This window comes from Kitasatospora sp. NPDC053308, from assembly GCF_055585785.1.
In genome coordinates this window covers 193,260-211,221 of record NZ_JBVJJY010000011.1, presented here as the reverse complement: position 1 = coordinate 211,221, position 17,962 = coordinate 193,260, and the positions used below count along the sequence as shown (strand labels likewise).

The window sequence follows — 17,962 nt, the reverse complement described above, 5'->3', positions numbered from 1 at the left end:
TTCTCCCGGTGAAGGTGGTGGGCGAGGCGGCGGGCGAGGTGCTTCGCTACGCTGCCCCGTCCGTCGGCAGGCGTCCCGTACGGTATATCGAACGAGGCCGGGAGAGAAGAGGTCGAGCATGAACGACACCGGGGAGTCCGCCCGGGAGCCCGCCGGGGCACCGGGCGAGGAGTGCGTCCGGGGTGTCCTCGCCGCCAACCTGAAGCGGGTGCGGGCGCAGCGCGGCCTGTCGCTGTCCGAGTTGTCCCGGCGGGCCCGGGTGGGCAAGGCCACGCTCTCCCAGCTGGAGTCCGGGGCCGGCAACCCGACCCTGGAGACGGTGCTCGGACTCTCCCGGGTGCTCGGCGTGCCGATCTCCGACCTGGTGGAGGCGCGTCCCGCCGAAGAGGTGACGGTGGTGCGGGCGGCCGACGCCGAGGTGCTGAGCGGCCGGGGCGTCGACCTGCGCCCGCTGCGCCGGATCGAGGCCGGGGACGTCGTGTTCGAGCTCTACGACCAGCAGGTCCGCACCGACGGCACGCAGATCTCCGGGGGCCACATCGGCACCGAGCACACCGTCGTCCAGTCCGGGCGGCTGCGGGTGCGGGCGGGGCGCCGGGAGGTCGAGCTCGGCCCGGGCGACTACGTGGGGTTCGACGCCTCGCTGCCGCACTCGTACACCGCCGTGGGCGGGGAGCCGGTCCGCTCGGTGCTCCTGCTGCAGTACCGGGCGGAGCAGCGGCTGCACCTCGCCGGCGACGGGCAGGAGTCCGAACTGCCTGCGGCGTCCCGTCCGGCGCTGGGGCCGGGGGCCTCGCTCGGGCACGGGCACTGAGACCGGTACGGGCGCCAACACCGATACGGGCACTGGCGCAGGCCCGGGTACTGGCCCCGGTACGGGCACTGGCGCAGGCCCGGGCACTGGCCCCGGTACGGGCACTGGCGCAGGCCCGGGCACTGGCACCGGTACCGGCCCGGCTGGAGCACGGCCGCCGACCCGGTCGCGGGCGCCGACACCGGCCCGGGGGGGGGGGGGGGGGGGGGGGGGGGGCCGCCCCCCCCCCCCCCCCCGGGGCCCCGGGAAAAGGCCGTTTCACGACAACAAAGGACACACCCCCGCCCCCCCCCCCCCCCCCCCCATTCCCCACCCCCCCCCCCCCCCCCTTCACCTCCCCCCCCCCCCTCCTCTGGGTGTTTTCTATCTCCCCCCCCCCCCCCCCCCCCCCCCCCCGGGCCGGCGCCGGAGGCACTGCGTTCGGAATACCGAACGAGTGCTCCGGCCCCCACTCCCCTCGTGGTGGGGGCCGGAGCGGGTCCTCGTCGCGCCGGCCAGAGAGAGCATGCCAAGCGCGGCGGCCGACCGGCCATGCATTAGCCTCAGGGCCTAATAGTCAAAAACGCACCAGGTCAGGGTGGTTGCGGGGATCCGGAGGAGGCTTTGTGATCGCGTTGAGGTTCGGGGTCGCGGACCTCGCGAAGACCCGGTTCGTCATCTCGCCGCTCGACCACCTGATGGCCGGCTCCGCTCGCAGGGGCGTGCACCAGGGCACGGGGTCGCGCAGCGAGCGATGGTGGCGGGACATCCGCCGGCACGTGCCCCACCGGGCCGTGCGCTTCCTCGAAGTGGTCAACGCGAGCCCGATCGGGGTCCCCGACTTCCTGGTGGCGGACCTCGACAGCGTCCGCCGGCAGCTGACCGAGGAGCTCGACGCGCTCCTCGCCGTCCCGCAGAGGGTCGTCGAGGAGGACGTCGCGATGTTCGGCAGCGGGGCCGAACTCCCCACCGCGCTCGCCCGGTTGCGCGACGACGGCTCCCGGGGCCTGCGGGAGGTCAGTGACGGCGCCTGGGCGCTGTTCCGGTCCTGCCTCGCCCCGGACTGGCCCGACATCCGTCGCGCGCTGGAGGCCGACATCGCCGTCCGGGCCCGCACCGCCAGCCGCTCCGGCATCGGCGCGATGCTCGACGCGCTCCACCCGAACGCGGTCTGGCGCGACGAGGGCGTGCTGGAGTGCACCCTCGGCGAGCTGGAGGGCTCCTTCGAGCTGGGCGGCCGCGGCCTGGAGCTGCGGCCCAACTACTTCGTCCAGCAGAGCATCAGCCTCCTGGCAGGACCGGACCGGCAGAGCCTGCTGCTGCACCCGATCGCCACCCCGGCCGCCGAGGCCCCGGCCCGGCCGACGGCCGCCGACGGCCTCGCCGCCGTCCTCGGCCCCGCCCGGGCCCGCGTCCTGCGTGCCATCGCCGGCAGCGACTGCTCCACCACCGAACTCGCCCAGCGGCTCGGCGTCACCCCGCCCTCCGCCTCCGCCCACGCCGCCGCCCTGCGCGCGGCCGGCCTGATAGCCACCCGCCGGGAGGGCAAGCAGGTCCGCCACTCCCTCACCGAGGTCGGCCACGACCTCCTGCTCGACAACCCGCAGCCCCCGGCGCAGCCGTAGGCCGGATCGTTTCGCCTGGAGGGGGACCGGATGAGTCAGTACTTCGAGATGGCCGGCAGGACGCTGTGGAACCCGTCCAACGGGGTCTCCCGGCTGTTCCTGCGCCAGGTGGCCGACTTCGAGGCCGAACTGGGCCTGGCCTCGGGCATCGGGCCGATGGTCCATGACGAGAGCGAGATCGACCCGGCGGCGTTCGGCACCTTCGTCAAGGCCCTCGCCGCCTGGCACGGGAGGACGAGCCACCGCGTGCTGCGCGCGCTCTCCGAGGGGTTCGTCGCCACCACCCTGGCTCTCGCCGAGCGTGCCGGCACGCCGTGGGAGGAGGAGGTGTCCGATCCGCAGCTGCGGGAGCGGGTGCGGGAGATGCTGCGCAACGTCGCACCGTGAGGGCCCGGTCGTCAACGGGTGCGCCCCTGGAGTCCTTCCTCCGGGAGCGAACGGCGTGGAAACGGGGCGTGAATTGTTCCTCCGTCGGGGTCGTGCCCGGGCGGGGGCGTCGATCTCGGCGCGGGCGGGCGCGGGCGGGCGTGCGGGGGCGCCCGGGCATGGCGTCGGGAGCGTGGTGCGGCGGTGCATCGTGGCTGCGTACGGGCGGTGGGTGCGGCCGTTCACGGGGTGGATTCCGGGCCGTCACCCGCGCTTGGCGGGGGCGTGGGGAGGTTCGCGCAGGCTCGGGGAGCACGCCGGGCGGTGATCGGCGGAACAGTGCCCTCCGCCGCCGGGCCGGGCATCATGGGCCGCGACGGGACGTCGTCGAACGGGTGGACGCGGAACAGGGAGTCGACCGATGAGAAGGCCGATGATGCAGTTCGGCTGCGCGAAGTGTTACGGCGGGGACGCGCACGCGGTGTGGCGGGGGCAGCGCGAGGCCTTCGAGCAGGAGGCCGAGGTGGTGGACGGCGCGCACTTCTCCGTCGACGTCCGGCGCTGCCGGGACTGCGCGCAGCAGTTCGTCTGGATCTTCAGTGAGTCCGTCGACTGGATGGGCGGCGACGACGCCCAGTACGTGACGGTCATGCCGCTCACCGCCACCGAGGCCACCGGCCTGGTGGCCGGCACCCTGCGGCCGCTCGACCTCGGCGCCCTTGGCCGGGACCGTCGCCGGCTGGACCACGAGTGGCCCACCGGCGGCCCGGCCGGGCTCCAGTGGAATTCGGGGGCCTTCCGGGTCGCCGCGGCGCGCTGACGCCCGTCGGGCCGACCGCGGGCGGGCCGTCGCGCTGCCGCGGGCGGCGCGGGGGCGCGGTCGATGGACCTGACGCCGTCACCGGTGCCCGCACGGGAAGTCGGCGCCGTCGACGTCCCGTTCCCGGCCTCGTACCGGCCCCGTACCGGCCCCCGGCGCATCGGTTGAGGCCGCCGTGCCGCCGCCCTCGCGAGGCTGAGGCGCTGGGGCGGCCGGCGTTCGGTCGGCGATGCCGAGGGTCGAGCAGGTCCTCAAGCGGCTCGGCGGCGGCCCTCACGGCGGTCGGGGGCACGGCGGTCGGGCGGCGGTCGGGGCGTCGGTACGGTGCGTCCGCGGCCCCTGCACGTCCCTGGCCCCTTCGCGCCTGCGGCCCCTGAGGTCTGGGGCCCCGGTGCGGCCTACTGGTCGCGGCCGGGCCAGACGGGGCCCTGGTCGGTCCAGACGACTCCCTTGTTGCGGCAGAGGCAGAAGGGGTGGCCGATCGGGTCCGTGTAGACGCGGAAGCCGTAGCCGTTGGGGCCGATGCAGTCCCGCTGCAGGGACGCGCCGAGGGCCAGGACGCGACTCTGTTCGGCCTCGATGTCGTCGACCTCGAAGTCGAGGTGGAACTGCTTCGGGTGCTCGCTGTCGGGCCACTGCGGGGCGCGGTAGTCCTCGACCCGGATGAAGGCCAGTTCGATCTCGCCGAACCGGATGCCGGCCCAGTGCTCGGTGCTGTCCGCCTTGACCGGGCGGCCCGTCACCTCGGAGTAGAAGGCGGCCAGCTCCATCGTGTCCGGGCAGTCGATGATGAAGTCGGTGAGTCGCAGCATTCTGCGATCTTGCCACACGGTCGAAGGAGCCGGCCTGCGTCGGGGCGGGGCGCCGGCCTGGCCCGGCCCGGCGAGCGGGCCGGGGGCGCGTTGATCGGCTGTCTACCGGCGCCTGGGAGGGTGCGGATGCTTGATCACGTACGAGTAAGGAGCGTCCTCAGTGGTTCGGAAGGTTGTGGTCCGCGCGGTGGTCGCCGGTGCGGCGGTGCTGGTGTCGGTGCTGGGCGCCGTGGCCGTGGGTGCGGGAGAGCCCGGACGGCACGGCTCGTCGGCCGAGCCGCCGGCGGGGGCCTGCGGCGGATCGGCCGACGTGCGGTGCCTGGCGAACAAGGTCGCGTGGAACGGGACGGGCCTCGTGATCGTCAATCCGCGCGGGGTGTGAGGGCTGCCCGGTCGGCGGTGGCCAGCGCCGTCAGCAGCGGCTTCGCGTCGGCGGACTCCGACGCGCTCAGCCGGCCGAGCAGCAGGTGCGCCCTGGCCTCGTGAACCCGGGCGGCCGGGTGGTCGCCACGGGTGGTCAGGACGTTGGCCAACACCAGGTGGGCGAGGGCGCGTTCGCGCTGTCGCCCACCTTCCGTCGCCAGGGTGAGGGCGCGCTCCGCCTCTGCGGCGGCCTCGTCGAGGCGGCCGAGCAGGCGCAGGATGTCGGCGAGGCGGCTGCGGGCGGCCGACTCGCGGTCCAGGTCGCGGGCGGGGTGTGCGCGGTCGATGCAGCACCGCATCTGCGCGGCGGCGTCGTCGAGCCGGCCCAGGACCTGGTGGGCGAGGCCGAGGACGTAGTGCACGTACGCGGTCATGGCGTGGTCCGTTGATCCGGTGCCGGCGGTCGGCGCGGTGCCGGTGCGTGTCTCGGTGCCGGTGTCAGTGCAGGCGGTCGGTGCGATGTCGGTCTGGGTGCTGGTGCCGGTGCCGGCGGCGGGTTCGGTGAGGAGCAGGCGGCAGGTCTCCGCCGCGACGGCCGCCTGTCCGCTGCGGATCCGGGACAGCGCCGCGTTCGCGGTGCTCGCCACCTCGCCCGAACGGTGGCCCAGCCGCCGGGCGAGCAGCGCCGCCTCGTCGAAGGCGGTGATCGCCTCCTCGTGCCGGCCCTCCGCCTGGGCGATCAGGCCCAGGTCGTTGAGGGCCTGCCGCAGGACGGCCCGGTCGCCGACTTCCTGGCAGGCGTCGGCGGCCTGCCGGGCCTCGGTTCCCGCCTCGCCGAGCCGGGCCCGGGCCAGCAGGATCGTGCCGAGCAGGAAGCGGGAACGGCCCTCGGCGGCGCGGTCGCGGCGTTCGACGGCGGCGGCGACGAGGAGGCGCGCCGCCTCCTCCGCCCGGCCGCCGAACGCGCCGAGGCCGAGCGGGCTGAGCGCGATCAGGAGGTCGATGGCGGAGCGCAGTTCGGCGCGGCCGTGCGTCGCGACGGCCGCCGCGAGCGCGACCGCGCCCGGTGTCTCCACGCGCGCCCAGCGGCGGGCGTCGGCCAGGTCGGTGAAGGGGGGACGGCCGGTGGGGGAGGGTGTCGGTTCGCCGAAGACGTCGGCCACCGGGTCGCCGGGGACGGCGAGGGCGAAGGCCGTACGAGCGCGGCCGAGCAGGAGGGCCAGCAGCCGGTGGTGTGCGGCGCTGCGCTCGTCGGGGCCGAGCCGGAGGGAGACCCGGCGGGCGAACGCGCGCACCAGGTCGTGGAAGCGGTAGCGGCCGGCGCCGAGCGACTCCAACAGGGCCTGGTCCACCAGGGATTCGGCCAGCCACTCGGCCTCGTCCTCCGGCAGGTCGAGGACGGCGGCCGCCGACTCCAGGCCGATGTCCGGCTCCACCCAGGCGAGCATCCGGAACGCCGCCGCCAGGGAGGGCGGGAGCAGGCGGTAACTGACGTCGAAGACCTGCTCGATGGCGAGGTCGCGGGTGCGGAGGGCGGCGATGCCCTCGCGGTCGTCGGCCAGGCGGCGCAGGAGGTCGGCGATCGACTGGTCCGGTGCGGCGGCGAGCCGGGCGGCGGCGATCCGTACGGCCAGCGGAAGCCGTCCGCAGGCCTCGACCAGCCGCTCGGCCTCGGCGGCCTGCGCACGGCGGCGTGCCGTACCGATGACGGAATCCAGCAGGTCGAGGGCTTCGTGCTCGCTGAACACGTCCAGGGGGAGGTTCAGGACCGCCGGTACGCCGGGGAGCACGGTACGGCTGGTGACGAGGACCGCGCACTCGGGGGAGCCGGGCAGCAGCGGCTGGATCTGGGCGTCGTCGCGGGCGTTGTCGAGCAGGATCAGCAGCCGCTTGCCGGCGGTCGCCGTGCGGAGGAGGGCGGAGCGGCCCGGGAGGTCCTTGGGGACGGCGGACGGCCGGATGCCCAGGGTGGTCAGGAAGTCGGCCAGGATGTCGGACGGGCTGGCCGGGACCAGGTCGGCGCCCCGCAGGTCCGCGTACAGGCGGCCGTCCGGGAAGTCCGGGCGCACGGTGTGGGCGGCGCGCACGGCGAGGGAGGTCTTGCCGACGCCGGCCATGCCGGTGACGGTCACCAGCCGCAGTCCGGAGCGGGGCGGCGTGGTCAGGGCCCGGGTGATCCGGCCGACGTGGTGCGCGCGGCCGGTGAAGTGGGCCGGGGAGGAGGGGAGTTGGTCCGGGTCCAGTTCGCGGCGCAGGGCGGTGAGGTCGGGGCCGGGTTCGATGCCGAGGTGCTCCACGAGGCGGTGGTGCAGGGCGTCGTAGACGGCGCGGGCCTCGGGGGTACGGCCCTGGCGGTGCAGGGCGCGGATGAGGAGGGCCTGCAGGCGTTCGCGGAAGGGGTGTTCGGCGGCCAGGGCCGTCAACTCCGGAGCGGGGTCGCCGAGTGCGACGTCGAGGGCGAGACGCTCCTCCAGGAGCGTGAGGCGCAGTTCGCGGAGGCGCTCGCGCTCGCGCTGCATGAGGGGGCCGGGGAGGTCGGCGAGTGGTTCGGCGCGCCAGAAGGAGAGTGCCTCGGCGAGGAGTTCGCGGGCACGGGCGGGCTGGTCGGGGGAGTGGCGGGCGGCGAGTTCGTGCAGGTGCTTGGCGCGCCAGAGGTCGATGTGGTCGGGCTCGACGGCGAGGCGGTAGCCGCCCGCGTGGGAGAGCAGGACGGTGGGGGTCTCGCGGACCGGTTCCAGGAGCTTGCGGAGCTGGGAGAGGTAGGAGCGGAGGGTGACGAGGGGGGAGCCGGGCGGCTGGTCGCCCCAGAGGCCGTCGATCAGTTCGTCGGTCGTGACGACGGCGTTGGGACGGAGGAGGAGCGCGGCCAACACGGCCCGCTGCCGGGGAGCCCCGAGGGGGATCGCACGATCGGCGCGCTGCACCCGCAGCGCGCCGAGTATCGCGAAGCGCAGGGGACCCGGGGTCGGCGGTAAGTCAGACTGCACCGAACTCGCCCGCCTTGACCCCGGCGATGAACGACTGCCAGGCCTCGGCGCCGAAGGCGAGCTGAGGGCCGTGGAGGTCCTTGCTGTCGCGGACGGGGAGGACACCGGGGAGGCCGGGGGCGACCTCGATGCAGTTACCGCCGCCGCTGCTGTAGGAGGACTTCAGCCAGGAGGCGGGTTTGGCCGTCGTGATGGGGAACATGGCGTGCAACTCCTTGAGACGGGTGCGGACGAGCGTCAGTGAGTCCGCACACGAGAGGGCCTGGGCCTGGAGCCAATCGTATGTCCTCATGAGGGAACGGATCTTGCTCTCATCCTCGCGCTCGACGTAACCCCGCTGGATGGTTTCGAGGTAGGCCATCCACTTTCCGTTCGTGTCGGTCAGCAGCGTGAACGGCATGGTCGCTGGAAGGTCTGCGCCCAGGTGGACGGAGCGATCTGCAGGGTGACATGAGGAAGACGAGCCACGCTCTCAAGTCGGCGAAGCTGTTCTGCCATGACGAAGGGGCCGCCGACCGGCCGCAGACAACTCTCCTCGATGACGACCTGGATGGAGGGAGACGGTTCGCGGTACAGCGATGCCTGCCGCGCCATGCGGACATTCAGGCGTTCGATGGCCTTGTCTTGCGGGACCTCACCTCTCTGAACCGCAGCGTTGATGAGGGCGGAGGCGTACTGATCGACCTCGGGGCCGCCCGGCCGGACGTCATCGAGCAGCTGGTCGTCGTCCTCCGCAGAGGTGTGCGGCCGTCGTCGCCGCCGGAGTCATCGGCGTCGGCTCCCTCTCTGTCGCGGGATTCGCTGTCCTCCTGATCCCCGAGGGCGTCCCCGGCCCGGCGCGCGGCCTCGTCTTCGCCCTCGTCCTCCTCGCCGTCTCGACGGGCGGATTCGCCCTCGCCGCCGGGTGGATGCGGGTGCGTTCTTAGCGCGGAAACGCGGCTTCGCGGCGTCTCGGACACGCAGCGGCGCGGGGCTCCGGGAAGGTCCGGAACCCCGCGCGGGAGACCGGCGCCCTCAGGTGCCGTTGAGGGCGTAGCTGCGGAAGGTGGCGAGCAGGGGCAGGACTTCGGTCTTGCCGGGGTCCTCGGTGACGGCGCGCATGGCGTCGATCACGGTGTGGGCGATGATCTTGGTGACGGCGAGGTCGTCCGGGGCGGCGAGGGTGCCCCAGGCCTTCAGGGTCTGGGTGAGCAGGGCGCTCATCCGGGCGCCGATGTTGGAGCTGACCGCGTCGGAGATCTCCGCGAGCTCCTCGTCGCTCATGCTGGAACGCAGGCCGAAGGCCAGGGCCATCAGCGTGTCCATCGCGTGTTCGCCGTACGCGGCGACCAGCGCCGGCAGCGGCTGTTCACCGGCGCCGCCCGCCGCCAGGGCGGACAGCGCCTCGTCGTCGTCCTTCCACGCCGCCTCCAGGGCGGCCAAGGCCCGCAGGGCCTCGTCCACGGTGAGCCCGTCTGTCATGGGAGGAACGGTATTCAGCCAATGGCGGAGACTCCCACGGTTCGGGGGCGGAGATCACCCCTTCGAGCGAAGCGGGCCCGGTTCGGGCCGATGGGCGTGCGCGAAGTGCTCCGCGTCCCAGGTTCCGCCCAGCTCAGGGGCCAGTGAGGCGAGTGCGAGAGACGCGAAGTCCTCCGCCGTGCCCGCGCGTTCGGGCAGGGCGCCGAGCAGCGGGGCGCCGGCGCAGCGCGGCAGGTCGGCGAGGTTGCAACGCTCGGCGAGGCCGGGGTCGGCGGGCCAGGAGCCGACCAGGACGCCGGTGAGGGGCAGTTCGCGGGCGGCCAGCGCCTCCGCCGTGAGGGCGACGATGTTGAGCGTGCCGAGCCCGGCGGAGGCGACGAGCAGGATCCCGACCGGCAGCCCGGCGTCCAGCACGGCCCGGGCCTGGTCGGCGAGCGTGCGGCCCTCGTCGTCGTAGCGGACCAGCAGGCCGCCCGCGCCCTCGACCAGCACCAGGTCGTGGCCGGCGGCGAGCTCGGCGACCTCGGCCACCACGTCGGCGGGGGAGAGGCGGGGCAGTCCGGAGCGCCGGGCGGCGGTGTCGGGTGCCAGCGGCTCGGGGTAGCGGACGAGTTCACGGTACGTCAGTTCGCCCGCCAGGCGGACGACTTCGGCGGCGTCGCCGGGCTCGTCGGCCGTCACGCCGGTCTGGCCGGGCTTGAGCACCGCGACCTTCCGCCCGGCCCGCAGTGCCGCCGAGGCGACGGCGGCGGTGGCCACGGTCTTGCCGACGTCGGTGTTGGTACCCGTGACGAAGAGGATGCGCGCGGTCATCCCGCCACCGCCGCGGCGGTCACGGCGGCGGCGATGCGTGCCACGTCCTGGTCCTCCGTCACGTAGGGGGGCATGGTGTAGATCAGGTCCCGGAAGGGCCGCAGCCACACGCCCTGCCGGGCGGCCGCCTCGGTGGCCGCCGGGACGTCCACCGGGTGGTCCAACTGCACGACGCCGATGGCGCCCTGGACGCGGACGTCGTGCACGCCCGGCAGCCCGGCCGCCGCCGCGAGGCCGTCCCGAAGGCCGGTCTCGATGCGCTTGACCTCCGTCGCCCAGTCCTGCCCGAGCAGCAGGTCCAGCGAGGCGTTGGCGGCCGCGCAGGCCAGCGGGTTGCCCATGAAGGTCGGGCCGTGTGCGAGCACCGGCATCTCGCCGCGGCTGATGCCGTCGGCGACCTCGCCGGTGCACAGGGCGGCGGCCAGCGTCAGGTAGCCGCCGGTGAGGGCCTTGCCGAGGCACATCACGTCGGGCGAGACGCCGGCGTGGTCGGCGGCGAACAGGGCGCCGCTGCGGCCGAATCCGGTGGCGATCTCGTCGAAGACCAGCAACACCCCGTACCGGTCGCAGAGTTCGCGCAGCATCCGCAGGTACGCGGGGGAGTGGAACCGCATGCCGCCCGCGCCCTGGACCACCGGTTCGACGATGACGGCGGCCAGCTCGTCGGCGTGACGGGCCATCAACTCCTCGAACCGTGCGGCGTACGCGGGGTCGAGCGGGGCGTCGAACCCGGCCGGCGGCTGCGGTGCGAAGAGCTGCCCGGGCAGCACTCCGCCCCACAGGTGGTGCATCCCGCCGTCCGGGTCGCAGACCGACATCGGGTGGAAGGTGTCACCGTGGTAGCCGCCGCGCCAGGTCAGCAGCCGGCGCTTGCCGGGCCGCCCGATCGACTGCCAGTACTGCAGGCACATCTTCATCGCGACCTCGACCGAGACCGAGCCCGAGTCGGCGAGGAAGACGTGCTGCAGCGGCTCCGGAGTGATCTCCACCAGCCGGGACGCCAGCCGGACGGCGGGCTCGTGGGTGAGCCCGCCGAACATCACGTGGCTCATCCGCCCCAGCTGCTCGCGCACGGCCTCGTCCAGCACCGGGTGCCGGTAGCCGTGGATCGCCGCCCACCAGGACGACATGCCGTCGACCAGCTCGCGCTGCCCGCCCGCGACCGGTTCGGCCAGGCGCAGCCGTACGCCGGAGGCGGACTCGACCACGTACGGGGTGACCGTCCCGGGCATCGGCCCGTACGGGTGCCAGACGTGGGCGCGGTCGAGGCTGAGCAGCGTGTCCGCGGACAGCTGGGGCATGGTGGGTGACTCTCCAGAGCGGTGGAACGGTCAGGCGTTGGGCGCGAGTTCGGTGCCGGCGCCGCGGCGGCGGACCTTGACGAGGTCGCTGCGGAACTCGGCGTTGCCCTCGGCGGGCTCGGTCTCGGTGGTGTCCGGGGCCGCCTCGACCGGTGCGACCGCCCCGACCGGTGCGGCCTGCTCGGCCGGCGCGGTGTGGGCGTGCCCGCCGCACGGGCCGCAGCCGCCGCCGCTGCCGCAGGCCGAGGCCGCGGTGCCGCAGCTGCCGGCCTGGGCGGCCGCGGCGATGTCGGCGCGGTGGCGCGGGAGGGTGGCCTCGCCGGTGCCCTCGACCTCGAAGCCGGCGTCCTTGATCATGTCGAGGTCGGCCTGCCCGGCCTGGCCCTCGCTGGTCAGGTAGTCGCCCAGGAAGATGGAGTTGGCGATGTGCAGGCCGAGTGGCTGCAGGGTGCGCAGGTGCACCTCGCGCCCGCCGGCGATCCGCACCTCGGTGTCCGGGTGGACGAAGCGGACCATCGCCAGGATGCGAAGGCAGCGCTGCGGGGTGAGGTTCCACTCCTTGGCGAGCGGGGTGCCCTCGAAGGGGATCAGGAAGTTGACCGGGACGGAGTCCGAGCCGAGCTCGCGCAGCGCGAACACCACGTCGACCAGGTCCTCGTCGCTCTCGCCCATGCCGGCGATCAGGCCGGAGCAGGCGGACAGGCCCGCACCGTGCGCCTTCTGCACGGTGTCGACCCGGTCGGCGTAGGTGTGGGTCTTGGTGATGGTCCCGTAGGTGCTCTCGGAGGTGTTGAGGTTGTGGTTGTAGGCGTCGGCACCGGCCGCCTTGAGGCGCTCCGCCTGGTTGTCGGAGAGCAGGCCGAGGCAGACGCAGATCTCGACCTCGGGGTCGGCCTCCTTGATGGCGGCCATGGTGTCGGTGACCCGGTCGATGTCGCGGTCCGTCGGGCCGCGACCGCTGGCCACCAGGCAGACCCGCTTGGCGCCGCCGGCCACCCCGGCGCGGGCGGCGTCGGCGGCCTGGTCCGGCTTGAGCCAGGTGTACTTGAGGATCTCGGCCTTCGACCCGAGCCGCTGCGAGCAGTACGAGCAGTCCTCCGGGCAGAGCCCGCTCTTGAGGTTCACCAGGTAGTTGAGCTTGACCCGGCGGCCGAACCAGCGGCGGCGCACCTTGCCGGCCGCGGCGACCACGTCGAGCAGCTCGTCGTCGGTGGTGGCGAGGACGGCCAGGGCCTCCTCGCGGGTCGGGACGTCGCCGCGCAGGCCCTTGGCGGTGAGGGTATCGAGCAGATCCATGGGGTGATCCTGCCTGCTGGCCGTCGAGCGGCGCCAGAGCAAACCCGCCAGAAGATCGGTGCGAGGATGTGCCGATTGCCACAGTGTCGAAGGTCACGGCTCCGCCCCAGGTCACGCGCTTGACGTGGCGCCGGGCCGGAGGTTACCGGCGGGTAGTGGCGGCCGCCCGGGAACGATGATCCACCAGACCCGCCCCCGTGATCCAGGCCACCCCCGGGGTGCTTAGAATCTGCGCCATGACCACGCAGGGGGAGCGCACCCCGACTCCGGGAGAGGGCCAGGAAGGCCGGGCAGGACAGCGGACCGGCGGGGGCGCCGACGCGGGGGGCACCTGCGCCGGGGGTGCCGGTACGGCGGGCGCCGGTGTGACGGGAAGTGGCGCGGCGGGATCCGCTGCGCCGGGTGCCGGCGCCGGCACCGGCAGCGGCGTCGGCGCCGGGCGTCGGCCGGTCCGCCGGCTGAGCGGCCGTCGGGCCGCGGGCTGGGTCGTCGTGGTCGGCGTGGTCGCGGTCGGCGGATGGATCATCACCCGCCCGATGCCCGGCGACTACATACCCGGGCTCGGCCCGTCCAGCGAAGACGCCGCCAAGACGCCGCGGGTGGTCGGCTCCCCGCCGCCGCGCATCGACACCGAGGGCCTCAACGTCGACGACTACTTCCCCGCCCAGCGGCTGGTCGAGGTCGGCACCTTCAAGGCGCGGCGCAACAGCGTCCGGCAGGGCGAGAACTGCGCCGAGGTGCTCCAGGACCGCGCCCAGGACCCGCTGAAGGACAGCGGCTGCCAGGCCTACCTGACCGTCAGCTTCAGCGGCCAGGACCGCCCCGTGCTGAGCAGTGTCACCCTGCTGCGCTTCGCCGACCAGACCGCCGCCGCCAAGGCCGCCGACGCCCTGCGGGCCAAGCCCGGCTCGGTCGCCTTCATCCTCGCCGACGCCTCCACCGCCCCCGCCCAGCCCGCCGGCGCCAAACCCGGCGGCGACCCCCGGGTCGAGACGGTCGGGCACTACGTCACCGTCACCAGCTCGCGCCCCGGCGACGGCCGTCCGGCGGGCACCACCACCCCGAGCGCCACCGGTGCGCCCACCGCGCCGACCCCCGCTCCCAGCGGGACGGCGCCCAGCACCGAGCAGACCCTGGACGAGGCCACCCGCGCGATCTCGTACGCGGTCGGGTCGCCGTTCGTCTGGATGTGACCCCGGTCGGTCCTCGGCCCGGGCCGAGGACCGACCGCCGCCCGCCGCCTGCCGCCCGGTGACCGCCGCCCGCCGCCTGCCGCCCGGTGACCGCCGCCCGCCGCCTGCCGCCCGGTGACCGCCGCCCACCGCCTCGCCCGGAACGGCCCGAGGGGGCCCGGCAACGCCGGGCCCCCTCCGCATCCTTGACGCCCCGTCAGGTCAGCCGCCGAGCCGGTCCACCGCCGTCACCCGCAGCACCGCCCGGCCCTCCTCGTCCGAGCCGTACAGGTCCACCTCGGCGCTGATGCCCCAGTCGTGGTCGCCCTCCGGGTCGTCGAAGATCTGCCGGACCTTCCAGGCGGAGTCCTCCTCCTCGATGATCAGCATCTTCGGGCCGCGGGCGTCCGGGCCGGTGCCGAGGTCGTCGTACTCGTCCCAGTACCCGTCCATCGCGTCCGCCCAGCGGTCCGCGTCCCAGCCGTACTCGCCGTCCAGCTCCGCGAGTTCGTCGTAGTGCTCCAGCGCGCACAGCTCGACCCGGCGGAACATCTCGTTGCGGACCAGCACCCGGAAGGCCCGCGCGTTGGCCGTGACCGGCGCCGGCTTGTCGTCCAGCCGCACCTCCTCGGCCTGCGGCTCGGTCGGGTTGGCCAGCTGCTCCCACTCGTCCAGCAGGCTGGAGTCGACCTGGCGGACCAGCTCGCCGAGCCAGGCGATGACGTCCTTGAGGTCGTCGGTCTTCACGTCCTCGGGGACGGTCTGCTCCAGCGCCTTGAACGCGCCGGCCAGGTAGCGCAGCACGATGCCCTCGGTGCGGGCCAGCTCGTAGAAGCCGACGTAGTCGGAGAAGGTCATCGCCCGCTCGTACAGGTCGCGGACCACCGACTTCGGCTGCAGCTGGTGGTCGCCGATCCACGGGTGCGCCCGGCGGTACACGTCGTAGGCGTGGCTGAGCAGCTCCTCCAGCGGCTTCGGGTAGGTGATCTCCTGGAGCCGCTCCATCCGCTCCTCGTACTCGACGCCGTCCCGCTTCATCTCGCCGACGGCCTCGCCGCGCGCCTTGTTCTGCTGCGCGGCGAGGATCTGGCGCGGGTCGTCGAGGGTCGCCTCGACCACGGAGACCACGTCCATCGCGTACGAGGGCGAGGTCGGGTCGAGCAGCTCGAAGGAGGCCAGCGCGAAGGTGGACAGCGGCTGGTTGAGCGCGAAGTTCTCCTGCAGGTCCAGGGTGAGCCGCACGATCCGGCCCTCGGCGTCCGGCTCCGGCAGCCGCTCCACCACGCCGCCCTCCAGCAGCGAGCGGTAGATGGCGATGGCGGTGCGGATGTGCCGGCGCTGCGCGGCCTTGTCCTCGTGGTTGTCGGTGAGCAGCTTGCGCATCGCCTCGAAGGCGTTGCCCGGCCGGCCGATCACCGACAGCAGCATCGCGTGGCTCACCTTGAACCGGGAGACCAGCGGCTCCGGATCGGCGGCGATCAGCTTCTCGAAGGTCTCCTCGGTCCAGCCGACGAAGCCCTCGGGCGCCTTCTTGCGCACCACCTTGCGCTTCTTCTTCGGGTCGTCCCCGGCCTTGGCGATCGCCTTGTCGTTCTCGATCACGTGCTCCGGCGCCTGCGCCACCACCTGGCCGACGGTGTCGAAGCCGGCCCGGCCGGCCCGGCCCGCGATCTGGTGGAACTCGCGGGCGCGCAGGATCCGTACGCGCTGCCCGTCGTACTTGGACAGGGCGGTGAACAGCACCGTGCGGATCGGCACGTTGACGCCGACACCGAGCGTGTCCGTCCCGCAGATCACCTTCAACAGGCCCGCCTGGGCGAGGCGTTCGACCAGCCGGCGGTACTTCGGCAGCATGCCCGCGTGGTGCACGCCGATGCCGTGGCGGACGTAACGGGACAGGTTGCGGCCGAACTTGGTGGTGAAGCGGAAGTTGCCGATCAGGTCGGCGATGGCCTCCTTCTCCGCCTTCGAGCACATGTTGATGCTCATCAGCGACTGGGCCCGCTCCACCGCCTCCTTCTGCGTGAAGTGCACGACGTAGACCGGCGCCTGGCCGGTCTGCAGCAGCTCCTCCAGGGTGTCGTGCAGTGTGGTGCGGCGGTACTCGTAGAACAGCGGCACCGGGCGGGTCGCGTTGCGCACCACCGTGGTCGGACGGCCCGTGCGGCGGGTCAGGTCCTCCTCGAAGCGCCGGACGTCGCCCAGCGTCGCCGACATCAGCAGGAACTGCGCCTGCGGCAGCTCCAGCAGCGGGATCTGCCAGGCCCAGCCGCGGTCCGGCTCGGCGTAGAAGTGGAACTCGTCCATGACCACCTGGCCGATGTCCGCCCGCGCGCCGTCCCGCAGCGCGATCTGGGCGAGCACCTCGGCGGTGCAGCAGATGATCGGCGCCGTCGGGTTCACGCTCGCGTCGCCGGTCATCATGCCGACCTGCTCGGTGCCGAACATCTTCACCAGGTCGAAGAACTTCTCCGACACCAGCGCCTTGATCGGCGCGGTGTAGAAGGTCCGCTGCCCCTCCGCCAGCGCCGCGAAGTGCGCCCCGGCCGCCACCAGGCTCTTGCCCGAGCCCGTCGGCGTCGCCAGGATCACGTTGTTCCCCGAGACCAGCTCGATCAGCGCCTCCTCCTGCGCCGGGTACAGCGTGATCCCACGCTCCTCCGCCCAGGCTGCGAACGTCTCGTACAGCGCGTCGGGCGTGGCGGGCTTCGGCATCAGATCAAGGAGGGTCACCCGGCTATCTTGCCTGCTCGCCGCCACCCCGGGCAAAGCCCGCCGCCGGGCCCCGGAGGGCGCCGCGCTGCGGTGACCGGCCGACGAGGCGTGCCGATCATGTGCCGAGCGGCACGTTGCCCGGCCTGCGCGGGCCGTGCCAGAGTGCCGGGCATGAGCCAGCCCCTCGCGTACGGACCGCGTCCCTCCGTCCTCGCCCCCGAGAGCGTCCTCGCCCCCGAGACCGTCTTCGACTGGCTCGACGAGGCCGCCGCGCTGCGGGCCGACGCCGGGCTGACCCGGACGCTGCGCAGCCGGCCCGCCGAGGACGCGGTGCTGGACCTCGCCGGGAACGACTACCTGGGGCTGACCAGGCACCCGGCGGTGACGCGGGCGGCGGCGGAGGCCGCGCTGCGCTGGGGCGGCGGGTCGACGGGATCGCGGCTGGTCACCGGGACGACGGCGCTGCACACCGAACTGGAGGAGGAGCTGGCCGAGTTCTGCGGTGTCGAGGCCGCGCTGGTGTTCTCCTCCGGGTACACCGCCAACCTGGCCGCGCTCACCGCGCTCACCGACCCGGACACCCTGATCGTCTCCGACGCCTACAACCACGCCTCGCTGATCGACGGCTGCCGGCTCTCGCGCGCCGACGTCCACCGTGCCCCGCACAGCGCCCCGGCGGCCGTCGCCGAGGTGCTCGGCGCGCGCACCCAGCGGCGGGCGCTGGTCGTCACCGACTCGGTGTTCTCGGTGGACGGCGACGCCGCCCCGCTCGCCGGACTCTCCGCCGCCGCCCGCGCGAACGGCGCCGCCCTGCTGGTGGACGACGCGCACGGGCTGGGTGTGCTCGGCCCCGGCGGCACCGGCGCCCTCGCCGCCGCCGGGCTCGCCGGACAGCCCGACACCGTGGCCACCGTGACGCTCTCCAAGTCGCTCGGCTCCCAGGGCGGCGCCGTCCTCGGCCCCCGCCGGGTGATCCGCCACCTCACCGAGACCGCCCGCACCTTCATCTTCGACACCGGCCTCGCCCCCGCCGCCGCCGGCGCCGCCCTCGCCGCCCTGCGGCTGCTGCGCGCCGAACCCGCCCGCGCCGAGCGCGCCCGCGAGGTCGCCCGCACCCTCGCCGCCCGGCTCACCGCCGCCGGCCTGCACGCCTGCGAGCCGGACGCCGCCGTGGTCTCCGTCCGCGCCCCGGGGCCCGAGGCCGCCGTCGCCTGGGCCGCCGACTGCCGCCGCGCGGGCCTCGCCGTCGGCTGCTTCCGCCCCCCGTCCGTCCCCGACGGCATCTCCCGCCTGCGCCTCACCGCCCGCGGCGACCTGACCGACGGCCAGATCGCGGAGGCGGTGCGGATCATCGCGGAGTGCGCCCCGGCGGGCGCGAATCCGGTGGATCGCACGGGCGCCCGGAGGTAGGGTGCGGTCTCGTTCGGGGGGAGACCGG

16 protein-coding genes are annotated in these 17,962 nt (G+C 74.2%); 7 read left to right on the top strand and 9 right to left on the bottom strand.

Features of this window, described 5'->3' with window-relative positions; all coding sequences use genetic code 11:
- The first annotated feature begins 118 nt into the window (after positions 1 to 118).
- The 4 genes from ACZ6Y7_RS24465 to ACZ6Y7_RS24450 all read left to right on the top strand — a co-directional run bounded on the left by ACZ6Y7_RS24465 (position 119) and on the right by ACZ6Y7_RS24450 (position 3,604).
- Complete coding sequence (locus ACZ6Y7_RS24465) at positions 119 to 814, top strand: helix-turn-helix domain-containing protein (protein ID WP_465760066.1); 696 nt, start codon at positions 119 to 121, stop codon at positions 812 to 814.
- Positions 815 to 1,419: 605 nt separating this feature from the next.
- A complete protein-coding gene (locus ACZ6Y7_RS24460; RefSeq protein WP_465760065.1) occupies positions 1,420 to 2,418 on the top strand; it encodes a MarR family transcriptional regulator in 999 nt (332 codons plus the stop codon).
- 30 nt (positions 2,419 to 2,448) lie between these two features.
- On the top strand, positions 2,449 to 2,805 hold the full coding sequence (locus ACZ6Y7_RS24455; RefSeq protein WP_465760064.1) for a DUF6086 family protein: 357 nt from the start codon (positions 2,449 to 2,451) through the stop codon (positions 2,803 to 2,805).
- Between the two features lie 400 nt (positions 2,806 to 3,205).
- Positions 3,206 to 3,604: a hypothetical protein gene (locus tag ACZ6Y7_RS24450; protein WP_465760063.1), complete on the top strand. Its 399-nt coding sequence runs from the start codon at positions 3,206 to 3,208 to the stop codon at positions 3,602 to 3,604.
- 398 nt (positions 3,605 to 4,002) lie between these two features.
- On the opposite strand, the gene ACZ6Y7_RS24445 is transcribed toward ACZ6Y7_RS24450, so the two are convergent.
- On the bottom strand, positions 4,003 to 4,416 hold the full coding sequence (locus ACZ6Y7_RS24445) for a VOC family protein (protein WP_465760062.1): 414 nt from the start codon (positions 4,414 to 4,416) through the stop codon (positions 4,003 to 4,005).
- 160 nt (positions 4,417 to 4,576) lie between these two features.
- On the opposite strand from ACZ6Y7_RS24445, the gene ACZ6Y7_RS24440 reads away from it, so the two are divergent.
- Positions 4,577 to 4,798, top strand: coding sequence for a hypothetical protein (locus ACZ6Y7_RS24440; RefSeq protein WP_465760061.1), 222 nt, complete (start codon positions 4,577 to 4,579; stop codon positions 4,796 to 4,798).
- Here ACZ6Y7_RS24440 and ACZ6Y7_RS24435 read toward each other — a convergent pair.
- From ACZ6Y7_RS24435 to bioB, 7 genes are all read right to left on the bottom strand, one after another.
- Positions 4,779 to 7,703 carry an AfsR/SARP family transcriptional regulator gene (locus ACZ6Y7_RS24435; RefSeq protein WP_465760115.1) on the bottom strand — a complete coding sequence of 975 codons (2,925 nt, stop codon included), beginning with the start codon at positions 7,701 to 7,703 and terminating at the stop codon, positions 4,779 to 4,781. The genes ACZ6Y7_RS24440 and ACZ6Y7_RS24435 overlap by 20 nt on opposite strands.
- Positions 7,704 to 7,755: 52 nt before the next feature.
- Positions 7,756 to 7,968, bottom strand: coding sequence for a DUF397 domain-containing protein (locus ACZ6Y7_RS24430; protein ID WP_465760060.1), 213 nt, complete (start codon positions 7,966 to 7,968; stop codon positions 7,756 to 7,758).
- A 179-nt stretch (positions 7,969 to 8,147) separates the two neighbouring features.
- The gene (locus ACZ6Y7_RS24425; protein WP_465760114.1) at positions 8,148 to 8,426 is read right to left on the bottom strand and encodes a Scr1 family TA system antitoxin-like transcriptional regulator; all 279 of its coding nucleotides are present in this window, start codon (positions 8,424 to 8,426) and stop codon (positions 8,148 to 8,150) included.
- A 354-nt stretch (positions 8,427 to 8,780) separates the two neighbouring features.
- Positions 8,781 to 9,227, bottom strand: a complete 447-nt coding sequence (locus tag ACZ6Y7_RS24420) for a hypothetical protein (RefSeq protein WP_465760059.1) — start codon at positions 9,225 to 9,227, stop codon at positions 8,781 to 8,783.
- Positions 9,228 to 9,281: 54 nt separating this feature from the next.
- Positions 9,282 to 10,040, bottom strand: coding sequence for a dethiobiotin synthase (gene bioD / locus ACZ6Y7_RS24415; protein ID WP_465760058.1), 759 nt, complete (start codon positions 10,038 to 10,040; stop codon positions 9,282 to 9,284).
- A complete protein-coding gene (locus ACZ6Y7_RS24410) occupies positions 10,037 to 11,341 on the bottom strand; it encodes an adenosylmethionine--8-amino-7-oxononanoate transaminase (protein WP_465760057.1) in 1,305 nt (434 codons plus the stop codon). Before ACZ6Y7_RS24410 ends, bioD begins: the two co-directional genes overlap by 4 nt.
- A gap of 30 nt (positions 11,342 to 11,371) precedes the next feature.
- Positions 11,372 to 12,637 carry a biotin synthase BioB gene (bioB, locus tag ACZ6Y7_RS24405; RefSeq protein ID WP_465760056.1) on the bottom strand — a complete coding sequence of 422 codons (1,266 nt, stop codon included), beginning with the start codon at positions 12,635 to 12,637 and terminating at the stop codon, positions 11,372 to 11,374.
- A gap of 236 nt (positions 12,638 to 12,873) precedes the next feature.
- On the opposite strand from bioB, the gene ACZ6Y7_RS24400 reads away from it, so the two are divergent.
- A complete protein-coding gene (locus tag ACZ6Y7_RS24400) occupies positions 12,874 to 13,830 on the top strand; it encodes a hypothetical protein (RefSeq protein WP_465760055.1) in 957 nt (318 codons plus the stop codon).
- 201 nt (positions 13,831 to 14,031) lie between these two features.
- On the opposite strand, the gene ACZ6Y7_RS24395 is transcribed toward ACZ6Y7_RS24400, so the two are convergent.
- Positions 14,032 to 16,524, bottom strand: coding sequence for a DEAD/DEAH box helicase (locus tag ACZ6Y7_RS24395; RefSeq protein ID WP_465760113.1), 2,493 nt, complete (start codon positions 16,522 to 16,524; stop codon positions 14,032 to 14,034).
- Between the two features lie 171 nt (positions 16,525 to 16,695).
- Here ACZ6Y7_RS24395 and ACZ6Y7_RS24390 point away from each other — a divergent pair, with 171 nt between their 5' ends.
- A complete protein-coding gene (locus tag ACZ6Y7_RS24390; RefSeq protein WP_465760054.1) occupies positions 16,696 to 17,934 on the top strand; it encodes an 8-amino-7-oxononanoate synthase in 1,239 nt (412 codons plus the stop codon).
- The last annotated feature ends 28 nt before the right edge of the window (positions 17,935 to 17,962 follow it).